The organism is Streptomyces sp. NPDC060031 (assembly GCF_042736805.1).
Taxonomy (GTDB): Bacteria; Actinomycetota; Actinomycetes; order Streptomycetales; family Streptomycetaceae; genus Streptomyces.
On the sequence record NZ_JBHWVM010000058.1, the window covers coordinates 3,809 to 18,638 of the forward strand.

The 14,830-nt window shown below is 74.8% G+C and carries 9 protein-coding genes; 7 read left to right on the forward strand and 2 right to left on the reverse strand.

Annotated elements, in window-relative coordinates; translation table 11 throughout:
* Positions 1-213: 213 nt before the first annotated feature.
* From ACFWB8_RS23950 to moeZ, 5 genes are all read left to right on the forward strand, one after another.
* Positions 214-1,797, forward strand: coding sequence for a DUF3492 domain-containing protein (locus ACFWB8_RS23950; RefSeq protein WP_385230687.1), 1,584 nt, complete (start codon positions 214-216; stop codon positions 1,795-1,797).
* Positions 1,794-2,741, forward strand: coding sequence for a hypothetical protein (locus ACFWB8_RS23955; RefSeq protein WP_385230592.1), 948 nt, complete (start codon positions 1,794-1,796; stop codon positions 2,739-2,741). The genes ACFWB8_RS23950 and ACFWB8_RS23955 overlap by 4 nt, the downstream gene beginning before the upstream one ends.
* Positions 2,742-2,849: 108 nt before the next feature.
* Positions 2,850-3,863 carry an NAD-dependent epimerase/dehydratase gene (locus ACFWB8_RS23960; RefSeq protein WP_385230595.1) on the forward strand — a complete coding sequence of 338 codons (1,014 nt, stop codon included), beginning with the start codon at positions 2,850-2,852 and terminating at the stop codon, positions 3,861-3,863.
* Positions 3,851-4,606 carry a spherulation-specific family 4 protein gene (locus ACFWB8_RS23965; RefSeq protein WP_385230598.1) on the forward strand — a complete coding sequence of 252 codons (756 nt, stop codon included), beginning with the start codon at positions 3,851-3,853 and terminating at the stop codon, positions 4,604-4,606. Before ACFWB8_RS23960 ends, ACFWB8_RS23965 begins: the two co-directional genes overlap by 13 nt.
* 63 nt (positions 4,607-4,669) lie before the next feature.
* The gene (moeZ, locus tag ACFWB8_RS23970) at positions 4,670-5,848 is read left to right on the forward strand and encodes an adenylyltransferase/sulfurtransferase MoeZ (RefSeq protein ID WP_385230601.1); all 1,179 of its coding nucleotides are present in this window, start codon (positions 4,670-4,672) and stop codon (positions 5,846-5,848) included.
* 53 nt (positions 5,849-5,901) lie between these two features.
* Here moeZ and ACFWB8_RS23975 read toward each other — a convergent pair whose 3' ends face one another.
* Positions 5,902-7,452, reverse strand: coding sequence for an alpha/beta hydrolase (locus ACFWB8_RS23975; RefSeq protein ID WP_385230604.1), 1,551 nt, complete (start codon positions 7,450-7,452; stop codon positions 5,902-5,904).
* Positions 7,453-7,557: 105 nt separating this feature from the next.
* Positions 7,558-10,398 carry a YbhN family protein gene (locus ACFWB8_RS23980; RefSeq protein WP_385230607.1) on the reverse strand — a complete coding sequence of 947 codons (2,841 nt, stop codon included), beginning with the start codon at positions 10,396-10,398 and terminating at the stop codon, positions 7,558-7,560.
* Between the two features lie 179 nt (positions 10,399-10,577).
* Between ACFWB8_RS23980 and ACFWB8_RS23985 the strand changes: the two genes are divergently transcribed.
* Together ACFWB8_RS23985 and ACFWB8_RS23990 are read left to right on the forward strand one after the other, a co-directional pair.
* Positions 10,578-10,916: an MGMT family protein gene (locus ACFWB8_RS23985; protein ID WP_385230610.1), complete on the forward strand. Its 339-nt coding sequence runs from the start codon at positions 10,578-10,580 to the stop codon at positions 10,914-10,916.
* A gap of 207 nt (positions 10,917-11,123) precedes the next feature.
* Complete coding sequence (locus ACFWB8_RS23990) at positions 11,124-14,825, forward strand: ATP-dependent helicase (protein ID WP_385230613.1); 3,702 nt, start codon at positions 11,124-11,126, stop codon at positions 14,823-14,825.
* The last annotated feature ends 5 nt before the right edge of the window (positions 14,826-14,830 follow it).

Genomic DNA, 14,830 nt, shown 5'->3' on the forward strand with positions numbered 1-14,830 from the left:
ATCAAATTTTCGTCGCCTGTGTCTTTTTTTTAAATTACACTGTTTCTTGGGTGCTCCCCCCCCAACCTTCCGGCAAATTAACCCAACTACACCCCTCCGGGGGCCGCCCCCCCCACCCGCCCGCCCCGCCTTCGACGGATCCGCTTGAGTTCTTCCGCGGCGGGTCGCCGGACCGACGGCGACCGCCCAGACGGGAGATCGGGGGTGCCACTCGTGCGGATCGGACTGCTCACGGAAGGTGGTTATCCGTATGCGACGGGAGAGGCCAGGCTCTGGTGCGACCGGCTCGTGCGCGGACTCCCGCAGCACGAGTTCGAGCTCTACGCACTGAGCCGCAGCGCCGAACAGGAGGAGCGCGGCCGGGTGTCGCTGCCGGACCACGTGACCCGGGTCCGCACCGCCCCCCTGTGGGCCCCCGCCGATGACGGGCGCAGCTACTCGCGGCGTGAGCGGCGGCGCTTCGCCGACTGCTTCACCACCCTGGTCCGGGGCATCTGCGCGGGGGAGGCCGAGCCCTTCGCGGCCGGGCTGTACGGCCTGGCCGAGCTCGCCGGGGAGCAGGGCGGGCTGTACGCGGCCCTGCGCTCCGAGACGGCGGTGCGCGCCGTGGAGTCGGCCTGCCGGGCCCCGGGCGCGAGCCGGGCCGTACAGGCGGCGCAGGTGCCGGACCTGCTGGCCTTCGTGGACGAACTGGAGCGCAGGCTGCGGCCGTTGTCCCTCGACTGGTACGAGGAGCAGGGGGAGCGCGGCCTGGGCGCGGTCGACGTGTGCCACGCCGCGGCGGGCGGGGTCGCGGCGCTCCCCGGGCTGCTGGCCAAACGCTTCTTCGGGGTGCCGCTGCTGGTCACCGAGTACGGGGTCCAGCTCCGCGCCCAGTACCTGGAGCACAGCCCCGACGAACGGCCCGCCGTACGGGCCCTGCTCGCCGCCTTCCACATCCGGCTCGCCGGCGAGATCTACGCCCGGGCCGACCTGCTCACCCCCGGCAACGCCCACGCCCGGCGCTGGCAGGAGCGGTGCGGGGCGCCGCGGGCGCGGCTGCGGACGGTCTACCCGGGGATGGAGGCGGACCGATTCGCCACCGTCGGGGAGGACCCCGGGTGCGGGGACCCGGACACCCTGGTCTGGGTCGGCCGCATAGAGCCGGCCAAGGACCTCATCGCCCTGCTGCACGCCTTCGCCGAGGTGCGCAGGGCCGAGCCGCAGACCCGGCTGCGGATCTTCGCGACGGCCGTGGCGCCGGGTTACCTCTCCGACTGCCGCTCGCTGGCCGCGCAGCTGTTCCCCGACGAGGCCGCCGACGCCGTCACGGCCGGGGAGAGCCCGGTCACCTTCGAGGAGATCGGCGGACCCGAGGCCCCGTCGCCCGCCGACGCCTACGGCGCCGGGCGGGTGGTCGTGCTGTCCTCCGTGATCGAGGGCTTCCCGATCACCCTGGCCGAGGCGATGTTCTGCGGCCGCGCCACCGTGTCCACGGACGTCGGCGCGGTGTGCGAGGTGATCGGCGGCACCGGGCTGGTGGTCCCGCCCCGCAACCCCCGGGCGCTCGCGGACGCCTGCCTCGCCCTGCTGCGGGACCCCGAGCGGGCGCAGCGGCTCGGCGCGGCCGCCCGGGCGCGGGCCCAGGAGCTGTTCACCGTCGAGCAGAACGTGAAGGCCTTCCAGGAGATCTACCTGCACCTGCTGGCCCGCGGATCGGCGCGGCCGGACGGCGAGGTCCCCTTCGCGCAGCCCGCGGAGGCGCGGGTGCCCGGCCACTGGACCAGCCCGACCTGGGCCGCGGAGGCGACGGCATGACCACCCCTGACATCGCGGGTGCGGCGCCGCTGCCGGGGCTGCGCGCCTCGAACGCCGGCGGGGCCGCGAACGCCGGCGGGGCCGCGAACGCCGGGCGGCGGCGCGGCGACCCCGTCAAGGCGCTGCTTCACCGGCACCGGGAACTGTGCGAGCGGGCCGTCGACCCGCTGGAGATCGCCGCCGGACTGGAGGCGCACGGCATCACCGACCGCACCGCCACGCGCTTTCGCCACCGGAACGTCTTCTCCCTCGCCGAGGAGCTGTACGCCCGCACCCCGCGCGGCGAGGTCCCGCAGGCCGCGCCCGCCGGTCCCGCCGTAGGGCCCCGCGCGCTACGGGGCTTCGGCTACGCCCTGCTGCCCGGCGCCCTCGCGCTCGGCGCGGCCGCCGCCCAGATGCCCGGGGCCGGGGCCGTCGCCGCGCTCGGCACCGTCGCCGCCCTGGTGTGGCCCGGCCGGACCGCCGCCGGGGGCCGCTTCCCGGCACTGCTCCACCTGCTCGCCGCGGCCGCCGTCGGGTGGGCCGGCCACCGCCACGGCGTCCCCCTCGGCGTCGCCCTCGCCCTGGCCGTCGCCCCCGGGCACCTGGCCGCCGCGGTGTTCGCGGCCCGCGCCCGGCGCAGGCTCGCCGGGAGCCGCGCCCTGGAGGACTTCGCCGACGGGGTGCGCCCGTTGCTGCTCGGGGCCGTCGCGCTCTTCACCGCGGCCGCCGCGGGGGCGGCCGCGCTCGCCGGCGCACCGCTCGGCGCCGCCGTACCGCTCGCGGTGCTGCTGTTCCTGACCCGGCTGCTGCTCGCGCACGGCGCCCCGCGCGGGCCCGTCGCCGCGGCCCTCGCCCTCGCCCTGCTCCCCACCCCGGCGGGCCCGCTCGCCGCCGCGGCAGGGCTCCTCGTACACGCGGTGCTCGCGCTCTCCCGGGCGTCGGCGCACGCGACCCGGTCCTAGGACCGCCCTTCGGAGCCGACGCGCAAGCGCCCGCCGTACCCCTATCCACCCAGCCAGCAAGGAGAAACAGGACATGACCGGTCAGCCAACCAACCAAGGGGCCGCGCGATGAGGGTGCTGCTGATCGGAGCCAACGGATACCTCGGCCGCTACGTCGCGGACCGGCTCCTCGCCGACCCCGCCGTCCAGCTCACCGCGCTCGGCCGCGGCGACGACGCCGACGTGCGCTTCGACCTCGCCACCGGCAGCCCCGGCGCGCTCACCCGGTTCCTCGACGCCGTCCACCCGGGCGTCGTCATCAACTGCGCGGGCGCCACCCGCGGCGGCGCCCGCGAGCTCACCCGGCACAACACCGTCGCCGTCGCCACGATCTGCGAGTCGCTGCGCCGCAGCGGCTGCGGGGCGCGGCTCGTCCAGCTCGGCTGCGCCGCCGAGTACGGGCCCAGCCAGCCCGGCTCGTCCACGGCCGAGGACGCCGTGCCGAGACCCGGCGGACCGTACGGGGTGAGCAAACTGGCCGCCACCGAGCTGGTGCTCGGCTCGGGCCTGGACGCCGTCGTCCTGCGGGTCTTCTCACCCGTCGGCCCCGGCACCCCGGCCGGCTCCCCGCTCGGCCGCCTCGCCGAGGCCATGCGGCGCGCCATGCAGTCCGGGGACGGCGAGCTCAAGCTCAGCGGGCTCGGCGTACAGCGGGACTTCGTGGACGTGCGGGACGTGGCGCGGGCCGTGCACGCCGCCTCGCTGTCGGCCGCCCAGGGGGTCGTCAACATCGGCACCGGGCGCGCCGTCCGGCTGCGCGACGCGGCGGCCGTACTGGCGCGGGTCGCCGGATACGGCGGTTCCCTGCACGAACTGGACGTCCCGCACGGCGGATCGCAGCAGCCGCACGCGCACCCGGGCCGCCCGGCGGGCCTGGCCGCCATCGGCTCCCCGCGCTCCGAGGCGACGCCCGAACAGCTCGCCGCCGCGACGGCCCCGCCCCCGTACCCCTACCCGGACGGCTGCGGCGCCTGGCAGCAGGCCGACGTCCGCACCGCCCGGGACCGGCTCGGCTGGCGGCCCCGGATCAACCTGGAGGAATCCCTCGCCGACATCTGGATGGAGGCGGCGTGCCGCATCTGACCACCCCGCCGGGGATCGCCGCGCCGGCCGCCACCGAGGCCGGCCGGCTCGGCCTCGGCATCCCCGGGTACGCGCACCCGCTGCTCGCACCGGTCGAGTGGGCGGAGCTGACCCGCCCCGGCACCCCGCTGCACTGGGCCGTCCTCAACGTCGCGGACGGCCCGGGCGGCCGGCCCGACCCGCACTGCACGGAGGCCGCCGCGAAGCTGCGGGGGGCGGGCGGCACGGTACTGGGTCATCTCGCCATGCGAGACGGCTCGCGGTCCTTCGGGGAGCTCGTCTCCGACGCCCACCGCTTCCGGGACTGGTACGGGGTCGGCGGCTTCTACCTGGCCGGGGCCCCCGCGGACAAGACGGACCTGGCCGCGGTGCGCCGGGTGGCCGACACCGTGCGCGGGCTCGGTGAGGACCTGCGGATCGTGCTCGGGCACGGCACCCACCCGTACGAGGGCTACGCGGAGGTGGCCGATCAACTGGTCACCTTCTCAGGGGCCTGGGCCGACTACCGCTGGTCCCAGGTGGCCGAGTGGACCGCGGAACATCCGGCGGAGCGGTTCTGCCACCTCGTCCACGGGGTGCCCCGCACCCACCTGGAGGAGGCGGTGCGGATCGCCCGCTGGCAGGGCGCCGGGACCGTCTGGTTCACGGACCGGCGGGGGGCCGGGGACCGGGACCCCTGGGCATCGATGCCCGGGTACTGGGACGAAATCGTCTCGCGCATCGGACCGGGTGTCTCGGAATGAAGAAGGGCGTGGCAGTGTTACCGGGAGAACCACCGTTAAGACTTAATCATCTACGGAGTCCCCGTGTCGCTGCCACCCCTGGTAGAGCCAGCTGCTGAGCTCACCGTTGACGAGGTCCGTCGGTACTCCCGCCACCTGATCATCCCGGATGTCGGGATGGACGGCCAGAAGCGCCTGAAGAACGCCAAGGTGCTGGCCGTGGGCGCGGGCGGCCTCGGCTCGCCCGCCCTCATGTACCTGGCCGCGGCCGGCGTCGGCACGCTGGGCATCGTGGAGTTCGACGAGGTCGACGAGTCGAACCTGCAGCGCCAGATCATCCACAGCCAGGCGGACATCGGCCGTTCCAAGGCCGAGTCGGCCCGTGACAGCGTGCTGGGCATCAACCCGTACGTGAACGTGGTCCTTCACGAAGAGCGGCTCGAAGCCGAGAACGTGATGGAGATCTTCAGCCAGTACGACCTCATCGTCGACGGCACGGACAACTTCGCCACGCGCTACCTGGTCAACGACGCCTGCGTGCTGCTGAACAAGCCGTACGTGTGGGGCTCGATCTACCGCTTCGACGGCCAGGCCTCGGTCTTCTGGTCCGAGCACGGCCCGTGCTACCGCTGCCTCTACCCGGAGCCGCCCCCGCCGGGCATGGTCCCGAGCTGCGCCGAGGGCGGCGTGCTGGGCGTGCTCTGCGCGTCCATCGGGTCCATCCAGGTCACCGAGGCCATCAAGGTCCTCACCGGCGTCGGCGAGTCGTTGGTCGGCCGCCTGATGATCTACGACGCCCTGGAGATGCAGTACCGCCAGGTCAAGGTCCGCAAGGACCCCGACTGCGCGGTCTGCGGTCCGAACGCGACCGTCACCGAGCTCATCGACTACGAGGCCTTCTGCGGCGTCGTGTCGGAGGAGGCCCAGGAGGCGGCAGCCGGCTCGACGATCACTCCGAAGCAGCTCAAGGAGTGGATCGACACCGACGAGCCCATCGAGATCATCGACGTCCGCGAGATCAACGAGTACGAGATCGTCTCGATCCCCGGCGCGAAGCTGATCCCCAAGGGCGAGTTCCTGATGGGCACCGCCCTCCAGGACCTGCCGCAGGACAAGCGGATCGTGCTGCACTGCAAGACGGGCGTCCGCAGCGCGGAGGTCCTCGCGGTCCTGAAGTCCGCGGGCTTCTCGGACGCGGTGCACGTCGGCGGCGGCGTGATCGGCTGGGTCCACCAGATCGAGCCCGACAAGCCGGTCTACTAGCAGCGCGCCGAAGGGGCCGTACCGCTCAGGCGGTGCGGCCCCTTCGGCGTGTGTCAGGCCGCGGTGCAGACGGTGTTCGCGCCCGGCACCTTCCCGTCCAGCAGGTAGGAGTTCACCGCCTGCTGCACGCACTTGTCGCCGCTGTTGTACGCGCCGTGCCCCTCGCCCTTGTACGTGAGCTCCACGCCGACGCCGGGGCCGAGCCGCTCCACCATCTTGCGCGCGCCCTCGTACGGGGTCGCCGGGTCGCCGGTGTTGCCGATCACCAGGATCGGGGCGGCCCCCGGGGCGGACACGTCCGGGGTGTCCCAGGCGCCCGTGACCGGCCAGTCGGTGCAGCTCATCATGGCCCAGCCCAGGAAGTCCCCGAAGACGGGCGAGGCCGAACGGAAGCCCGGGAGCTTGGACTTGGTCTGCGCGAGGGTGAAGCGCTCCTTGGAGTCGGCGCAGTTGATCGCGGTGTTCGCGGCGCCGATGTTGCTGTACTTGCCCTGCTGGTCACGGCCGTTGAGCGCGTCGGAGAGGGCGAGGAGCAGCTGGCCCTGTCCGCCGTCGGCCTCGTCCAGCCCTTGTTCCAGCAGCGGCCACAGCTCCTTGGAGTACAGGGCCTGGGCGATGCCGTTGGTCGCCGAGCTCTCGGTGAGCGGGCGGCCGCCCGCGCCGGGGATCGGCTTGAGCGCCAGGTCCTTCTGGAGCTTGATGATGTTGTCCTCGATCTCCTTGGCGGTGCTGCCCTGGAGCCTGCAGGCGTCGCCGCGGTTCACGCAGTCCTGCGCGAAGTTGCCGAGGGCCAGCTGGAATCCCTTGGCCTGGCCCAGCGCGCCCTCCTCGGAGGTCTTGGTGGGGTCGACGACGGCGTCGAAGACGGCCCGGCCGACGTTCTTGGGGAAGAGGTGGGCGTAGACGCCGCCTAGCTCGGTGCCGTAGGAGATGCCGAAGTAGTGGAGCTTCTCGTCGCCGAGGGCCTGGCGGACGCGGTCCAGGTCGCGGGCGGCGTTCTCCGTGCCGACGTGGGGGAGCACCTTGCCGGAGTTCTCCTCGCAGGCCTGCTGGTACGTGCGGATGTTGTCGACGAACCGCTTCTCCTGCTCGGGCGTCGCCGGGGTGGAGTCGGAGGCGTAGTAGGCGTCGAGCTGCTTGTCGCCCTCGCAGCGGACGGGCGCGCTGCGGCCGACCCCGCGGGGGTCGAAGCTGACCAGGTCGTAGCGCTCGCGCAGGGCCGCGTACTCGGTGGCCGCGCCGGGCAGGGTGCTGATGCCGGAGCCGCCGGGGCCGCCGAAGTTGAAGACGAGGGACCCGATGCGGTTCTTCTTGTCGCGGGCCTGGGCGCGGATGAGGGCGAGCGGGATGGTCTCGCCCTCGGGCTTGGAGTAGTCGAGCGGAACGTCGAGGGTGGCGCACTTCCAGTCCTTGCCGGGCGTCTGCCCGCCGCCCTCGTCCGCGGTGGGCGCCTCGCAGTCCCCCCACTTGAGGGGTTTGACCTTCTGGGCGCTGCCGTCCTTCGTCTCCTTGTCCTTCCCCCCGCCGTCGGAACAGGCGCTGGTGGTGAGCAGCGCGGTGGCGAGGGCGGCGGCAGTGGTGATCCGAAGGGCGTTTCTCGGCATGCCCCCATCCTGTGGGCCCGGCGCGTCGGCCGCCCGCGCCATGAGCCGAACGGGTAGCCCCCGCCCGGCCGCGCCGGGCGCAGCACCCCCGGTACACCAGCGGAGCTAGATGGCTTCCTTGCGCGTCAAGAAGTTGAACGAGATCCACCCCGGCAGGACCGGCAGCCAGAAGGTCATCGTGCGGAACAGCAGCACCGCAGAGATCGCGACCTCCTTGTCCAGACCCGCCGCGACGAGGCCCAGCGTCAGCGTGGTCTCCACCGCGCCGATGCCGCCCGGCGTCGGCGCGGCCGACCCCAGCGCGTTGCCCGCGAGGAAGACCACCGCGATGCTCGCGTAGCTGATGGCCTGGCCGCCGCCGAAGGCACGGATCGAGGCGTCCAGGCACATCACGAAGCAGCCGGTCAGCAGCAGCATGCCGCCGATGCCGGTCACCAGCTTCTGCGGCTGCTGCAGCACGTCCAGCATGCGCGGCACCACGCCCGCGAACAGCGCCCGTACCCGGTCCGCCACGAACTTCCGCAGGAACGGCACCGCCGTCACCACCAGCACCAGGACCGCCACCGTCAGCAGACCGGCGATGACCGTCCGGGAGGGGGTCATCTCCGGGGTCTTCTCGGTCCCGGTCAGGTAGCCGAAGGACAGCAGCAGCAGGATGTGGCTCGCCAGCCCGAAGAGCTGCGAGGCGCCCACGCTCGCCACCGCGAGACCGGGCCGCACCCCGGACCGCTGGAGGAAGCGGGTGTTCAGCGCGACGCCGCCGACCGCGGCCGGGGCCACCAGCTTCACGAAGGAGCCCGCCACCTGCGCGAGCACCGTCCGCAGGAACGGCACCCGTTCCGGCACGAAGCCCAGCAGGCTCATCGCGGCGGCGAAGTAGCTGAGTGCCGAGAAGGCGAGCGCCGCCCCGACCCAGCCCCACTGGGCCTCCCCGATGATGGTCCCGAACTGCACGTCGGCGAACTGCGTGAGCAGGTAGTAGGCACCGAAGGCGGCCGCGATGAAGGACACGAGGGTGCGGGGCCGGATCCGTTCCAGCCGGGCCGGTTCCACCGGCGCCTGCGGGCGGATCAGCAGCACCTGCCGGCGGATCTGGCTGAGGAGGTCCTCCTCCCGCGCTTCGTCCAGGGCGTCGTCCAGCGCCCGCTTCTCGGCCTTGCGCTCGGCCGCGGGGCTGGTCGAGGGCGTCCCCGCCCCGCGCGCCGCCTTCGCCGCCCGCGAGGACTCCAGCACGGCTTCCCGCTCCCGGTCCGCCCGCTCCCGCGCGAGCTTGCGCAGGGTCGCCCGGGTGGAGCGGCTCAGCGCGATCGGCTGGAGCAGCGGCAGGCAGTCCGCCACCGCGTCGGGCCCGAGCACCGCCACCGCCGAGGCCACCGACCGCTCCGCGCCGACCCGCAGGCCGAGCGTGGTCAGCAGCTGCGCGATGTCCATGCGCAGCACCAGGTCGCCGGCCGCGATCTCGCCGCCCCGCAGGTCCGTGAGGATGACCTTGCCGGAACGATCCACCACGAGCGCGTCCCCGGTGAGCCTGCGGTGCGCGATCCGGCGCGACTGGAGGGCCCGTACCTGCTCCCACGCGTTGTGGGCCAGCTCGTCGGTGATCTCCTCGTCGGGCAGCGCGTCGAGGCTCCGTCCGCCCAGGTGCTCGTAGACGAGCATCACGGCGTCCGGGCCCAGCTCGGAGGTGGCGATCAGCTTCTGCGCGTTCGCCCCGGCCGCGATGGCCGCGTAGGCCAGGAGGGCCTCCTGCTCCAGGGCTTGGCGCAGCGACTGGATGCTGCGCCGGGTGGTGATCCCGCGCAGGGTCAGCCGACGCCAGACCCGGTAGAAGAAGCCCTGCGCCTGCTGTTCGCGGTCCACGACGGTGACGTCCAGCGCGGGCCCGTCCTCCAGGGTGACGTGGTAGCGCCGCCCCCGGTCGCCGACGTCGGAGCCGTCCCCCTCGGAGGCATCCGCTCGCATCGCGCTGACCGGCTGGAAGCCGACCCGGCGCAGCCCCGCGAGGAGGTTCTGTCCGGTGGGCCGGACGTTCGGCGAGCCGACCGCGTACAGGGTTCCGTACGCGACGCTCCAGCCGATCAGCACCGTCAGGATGATCGAGAAGGGCGTGGTGTAGCCGCCGACCAGCATCGCGAAGGCGTCCAGCAGCAGGACCACCCACAGGGCGACCCGCCAGCGCGGCCGCCGGGTCATCCCGACGGCCGTCATGTACGCGATCACGGGCGCGAGGTAGCCGTGCACCGGATCGGTGAGGGCCCCGCCGGCTCCGGCGGAGCGGGTGAGGGCGTCCTGGATGGTCTGGGGGGCGGCCTGGGATACCCACAGGTCGGTGGCGAGGGTCACGCCGTGCGCGAGGACGGCGGCGAGGACGCCGTCGGCGATGCGCAGCCCGTCGCGCTTGATCAGCCGCTCGATGGCGAAGGCCACGGGGACGAGGAGCACCGCGATCGAGGACACCAGGCCCGCGACCTTGATCAGCACGTCCGGCGCCTGGCCGGTGCCCTTGCTGATGTCCTGCTCCAGGCCGGCCGTGGTGCCGTGGGCGAAGGCGGCGAGGCCGAGCACGATCGCGATGCCGAGGACGCCGGCGAGGAGGCGTACGAGGTCCGAGGGGCGGTGCACGCGGGCGGCGAGCAGCGGTTCGTCCACCTCGACCCGGTCGGCCGCCGTCGGGGTGTGGCCGGGCGGGTCGTCGGGATGGGGGTCCGCTGCGGCCTCGGCGCAGACCTCGGGGGGCGGGGCCGGGGCCGGGGCCGGGGCTGGGGTCTGGGCCGGGGCTGGGGTCTGGGCCGGGGCCTGGGCCGGGGTCTGGGCAGCGTCGGGGTGCGGCTCGGCGCCGGAGTCCCGGGCCGCGCCCGGGTACGGGTCGCCGTCGGGATCCGGGTGTCGCGTGCCGTTGTCCGGGCACGCGTCCCCGCCCCGCGCCGCGCCGTTCGGAGGGCTCACACCCTGCTCCTTCGCCGTCACTTCCATCTCTTCTTGATCACGTATCACCAGTCACCGCCCGGAAGATGGTGGCACGGACCGGCGGGCATGCGGGGCATCAGGGTGCGTGCCGGTGCGGAACCAAAGCTTCCGAGGGGTTGTCGTTCGCTCGCCGGCCCGGGTGCGGCACCCTGTGCTGAATGAGCGAGGAGCTGCCCGCGTACGCGGAGCGGGTGCTGGAGGTGGCCGAGCGGATTCCGCCCGGCCGGGTGATGACGTACGGCGACGTCGCGGAGTGGCTCGGCGAGGGGGGACCGCGCCAGGTCGGCCGCGTCATGGGCCTGTACGGAGGAGCCGTGCCCTGGTGGCGCGTGGTGCGGGCGGACGGCCGCCCCCTGCCCGGCAGCGAGCGGCGCGCGCTGGAGAACTACCGCGCCGAGGCCACCCCGCTGCGGCTCACCGGCGCCGGCGAGCCGCGGCTGGACATGCGGCGGGCCCGCTGGGACGGAGCCGCCGGACAGGACGAAGGTCACACCTGACAGCTTCGGCCATGCGCGGCCCGAACGGGCGGTCGAAGGGACGTACGAAGGCCCGTACGAGCGACCCGCGGGGCCGGACGGCACCCCTGAGGGAACTGCGCGGCACGCGCCGGTTGGCGTAGCGTTGCCCCTTCGGCTTCGGCTTCGGCCGTCGCGGCAACGCCAGCAGCGCCAGCAACCGCAGACCCACCAGGACCGGCACCTCACGTGAACACCTCTTCCTCCGACCGCGCCGAGCGGCGGCGTACGCGGACCCCTGACGCGTACCGCCTGGTGCGCACCGGGCCGGAACAGGTGGATCCTCCTGTGCTGGACGCAGCGCAGCAGTCTGTGGTTGACCACACCGGCGGACCACTGCTCGTCCTGGCCGGACCGGGCACCGGAAAGACGACCACGCTGGTCGAGGCGGCCGCGGCCCGCGTCGAGGCCGGGACCGACCCCGCCCGGATCCTGATCCTCACCTTCAGCCGCAAGGCCGCCGTGGAACTGCGCGACCGGGCCGCCCTGCGCCTCGGCGGCGCGCGCGCCCCGCAGGCCACCACCTTCCACTCCTTCTGCTACGGGCTGGTCCGCGCCCACCAGGACACCGACCTGTTCGCGGATCCGCTGCGGCTGCTGTCCGGGCCCGAGCAGGACGTGATGGTCCGCACCCTCCTGGAGGGCCAGCGCCGGCTCCGCTCGATCCGCTGGCCGGACGACCTGCGGGCCGCGCTGACGACCCGCGGCTTCGCGGACGAGGTCCGCGCCGTGCTGGCCCGCGCGCGCGAGCTGGGCCTGGGGCCGGCGGCCCTGTCCGACTTCGCCCACCGGATCGGCCGCCCCGACTGGAAGGCGGCGGCGGCCTTCCTCTCCGAGTACCTCGACGTCCTGGACCTCCAGGGCACGCTGGACTACGCGGAACTCCTGCACCGCGCGGTGCTGCTGGCGGAACGCACCCCGGCGCTCTCCTCCTCGTACGACGTGATCTTCGTGGACGAGTTCCAGGACACCGACGCCTCCCAGCTGCGCCTGCTGCGAGCCCTGGCCGGGCCCGGGGGCACGCTGGTCGCCTTCGGCGACCCCGACCAGTCGATCTACGCCTTCCGGGGCGCGGACATCAACAACATCCTCGACTTCGAGGGCGCGTTCCCGGGCGCCGCCGTGCGCGCGCTGACCGTCTCCCGCCGGCAGTCCGCGGGCCTGCTCGCGGCGACCCGGCAGCTCACGGCCCGGATGCCGATGCCCCGCCTCCCGGCGGTGGCGGTCCGCGCCCACCGCGACCTGCGGCCCGTACGGGACGGCGGGCGGGTGGAGGTGTTCACCTACCCGACGGCCGGTGCCGAGCTGGACAACATCGCCGACATCCTGCGCCGGGCGCACCTGGAGGACGGCGTGCCGTGGGGGGACATGGCCGTCCTGGTCCGCGCCGGCGGCCGCACCCTGCCGACGATGCGCCGCGCCCTGATCTCGGCGGGAGTCCCGGCCGAGACGGACGGCGCGGACACCCCCCTCCGCCACGAACCCGCGGTCTCCCCCCTCCTGACGGCCCTGCGCACGACAGCCACCGCCGCCCTTCCCCTCCCGGGGGGTTCCCCGGTCCCGACCGCCGCCGCCCCGCCGCCCCCCGGCTCCGCCGAGACGGGCTCCGGCTCGGCCGACGGGGCTCCCGGCTCCGCGGTGGGGCTCGCGGCTTCCGCCGACGGGCCTTCCGGCTCCGCCGACGGGGTCTCGGGTTCCGGCTTCGCCGGAGGGCAGGGCGCTTCCGGCGGAGCCGGGGCGCACGCGGGCGCACAGCCCGCCCCGGGCGCAGCCGACCCGGCCGTGGCGGCCACTCCCGAGGGGCCCGGCTCCGCCGGTGCGACCGCCGGGGGCGGAGCCGCGCAGGCCGGTGGCCCGGCGCAGCCGGGCGAGGGGCTCGGTGCGGCCGAGCCCGCCGCAGGCGGCCCCGTCGAGTCCGGGGCCGAGGCCCCCGCGGGCCGACAGCCCGCCGGGACGTCCGGCGCCGCCGCCGCGGACGCGACCGGGGCGGGGCCGCAGGGCGGGGGGTACGACGAGGGGTGGGTCGGGGTCGAGGCGGCGCTCGCGCTGCTCGCGTCGCCGCTCGGCGGGATGGACGCCGCCGACCTGCGGCGGCTCGGGCGGGCGCTGCGCGACGAGGAGCGGGCCGCCGGGGTCAGGACGCCCGCGCCCTCCGACGTACTGCTCGCCCGCGCCCTCGCCGAACCCGAGCGGCTCGTCGCGCACGACCCCGCCTACGCCCGCGGAGCGCAACGCCTCGGCCTGCTCCTGCGCAAGGCCCGCGAACTCCTCCAGGGCGGCGGCACCGCCGAAGAGGCCCTCTGGACCCTCTGGGACGGCACCCCCTGGCCGCAGCGCCTGGAGCGCGGCTCCCGCCGCGGCGGCGCCGCCGGCCGCAACGCCGACCGCGACCTCGACGCGGTCTGCGCGCTCTTCGACACCGCCGCCCGCGCGGAGGAACGTACCGGCGGCCGCGGCGCCCTCAACTTCCTCGAACAGCTCGAGGCCGAGGACATCGCCGCCGACACCCTCACCACCCGCGCCACCCGCTCCGACACCGTCCGGCTCATGACCGCCCACCGCTCGAAGGGCCTGGAGTGGTCCCTCGTCGTCGTCGCCGGCGTGCAGGACGGGCTGTGGCCCGACCTGCGCCGCCGCGGCTCCCTCCTCGAGGCCGACCGCATCGGCCGCGACGGCCTCGCCGAGCCCCTCACCCCCGGCGCGCTCCTGGCGGAAGAGCGCAGGCTCTTCTACGTCGCCGCCACCCGCGCCCGCCACCGCCTCGTCGTCACCGCCGTCAAGGCCCCCGCCGACGACGGCGACCAGCCCTCCCGCTTCCTCTCCGAGCTCGGCGTCACCCCCAAGGACGTCACCGGCCGCCCCCGCCGCCCCCTCGCCGTCCCCGCGCTCGTCGCCGAGCTCCGCGCCACCACCGTCGACCCCGCCGCCCCGCCCGCCCTGCGCGACGCCGCCGCCCGGCGCCTCGCCCGCCTCGCCGTGCTCACCGACGACGAGGACCGCCCCCTGGTGCCCGCCGCGCACCCGCAGCGCTGGTGGGGCCTGTACGAGCCCACCCGCAGCAGCGTCCCGCTGCGCGACCGCGAGCGGCCCGTCGCCCTCTCCGGCAGCGCCCTGGACCGGCTCGCCAACACCTGCTCCCTCCAGTGGTTCCTGGGCCGCGAGGTCAAGGCCGACACCCCCTCCACCGCCGCCCAGGGCTTCGGCAACGTCGTCCACGTCCTCGCCGACGAGGTCGCCTCCGGCCGCACCCCCGCCGACCTCGCCGTGCTGATGGAGCGCCTCGACTCGGTCTGGGACTCCCTCGCCTTCGACGCGCCCTGGAAGTCCCGCCAGGAGAAGGACAACGCCCGCGCCGCCCTGGCCCGCTTCCTGCGCTGGCACACCACCGACCGCGGCGGCCGCGCGGCCGTGGCCACCGAGCACGACTTCGACGTCACGCTCGAAGCGGGCGAGTACGCCGTGCGCATCCGGGGCTCCATGGACCGGGTCGAGGCGGACCCGCAGGGGCGGGCGTACGTCGTCGACTTCAAGACCGGCAAGTCCGCCCCGACGCGCGACGAGGTCGCCCGCCACCCCCAGCTCGCCGTCTACCAGCTCGCCGTGCGCGAGGGCGCCGTCGACGAGGCCTTCGACGGCCTGCGCCCCGAACCGGGCGGCGCCGAGCTCGTCCAGCTCCGCCAGGGCGCCGCCCAGCGCGACGGCGGCGACACGGCGGCGAAGATCCAGGCCCAGGAGCCGCTGGCCGGGGAGTGGGTCGGCGACCTCCTGGCCACCGCCGCCGGGCGCGTCCTCGACGAGCGCTTCGCGCCCGCCACCGGCAAGCACTGTGACCACTGCTCCTTCCGCAGCTCGTGCAGCGCCCGCCCGGAGGGCCGCCAGACGGTGGAGTGAGCAGG

What these genes read in the sequence shown, in the direction of transcription:
- ACFWB8_RS23955 (WP_385230592.1), top strand. Translation starts at nt 1,794, where the DNA reads ATGACCACCCCTGACATCGCGGGTGCGGCGCCGCTGCCGGGGCTGCGC.
- ACFWB8_RS23960 (WP_385230595.1), top strand. Translation starts at nt 2,850, where the DNA reads ATGAGGGTGCTGCTGATCGGAGCCAACGGATACCTCGGCCGCTACGTC.
- ACFWB8_RS23975 (WP_385230604.1), bottom strand. Translation starts at nt 7,452, where the DNA reads ATGCCGAGAAACGCCCTTCGGATCACCACTGCCGCCGCCCTCGCCACC.
- ACFWB8_RS23985 (WP_385230610.1), top strand. Translation starts at nt 10,578, where the DNA reads ATGAGCGAGGAGCTGCCCGCGTACGCGGAGCGGGTGCTGGAGGTGGCC.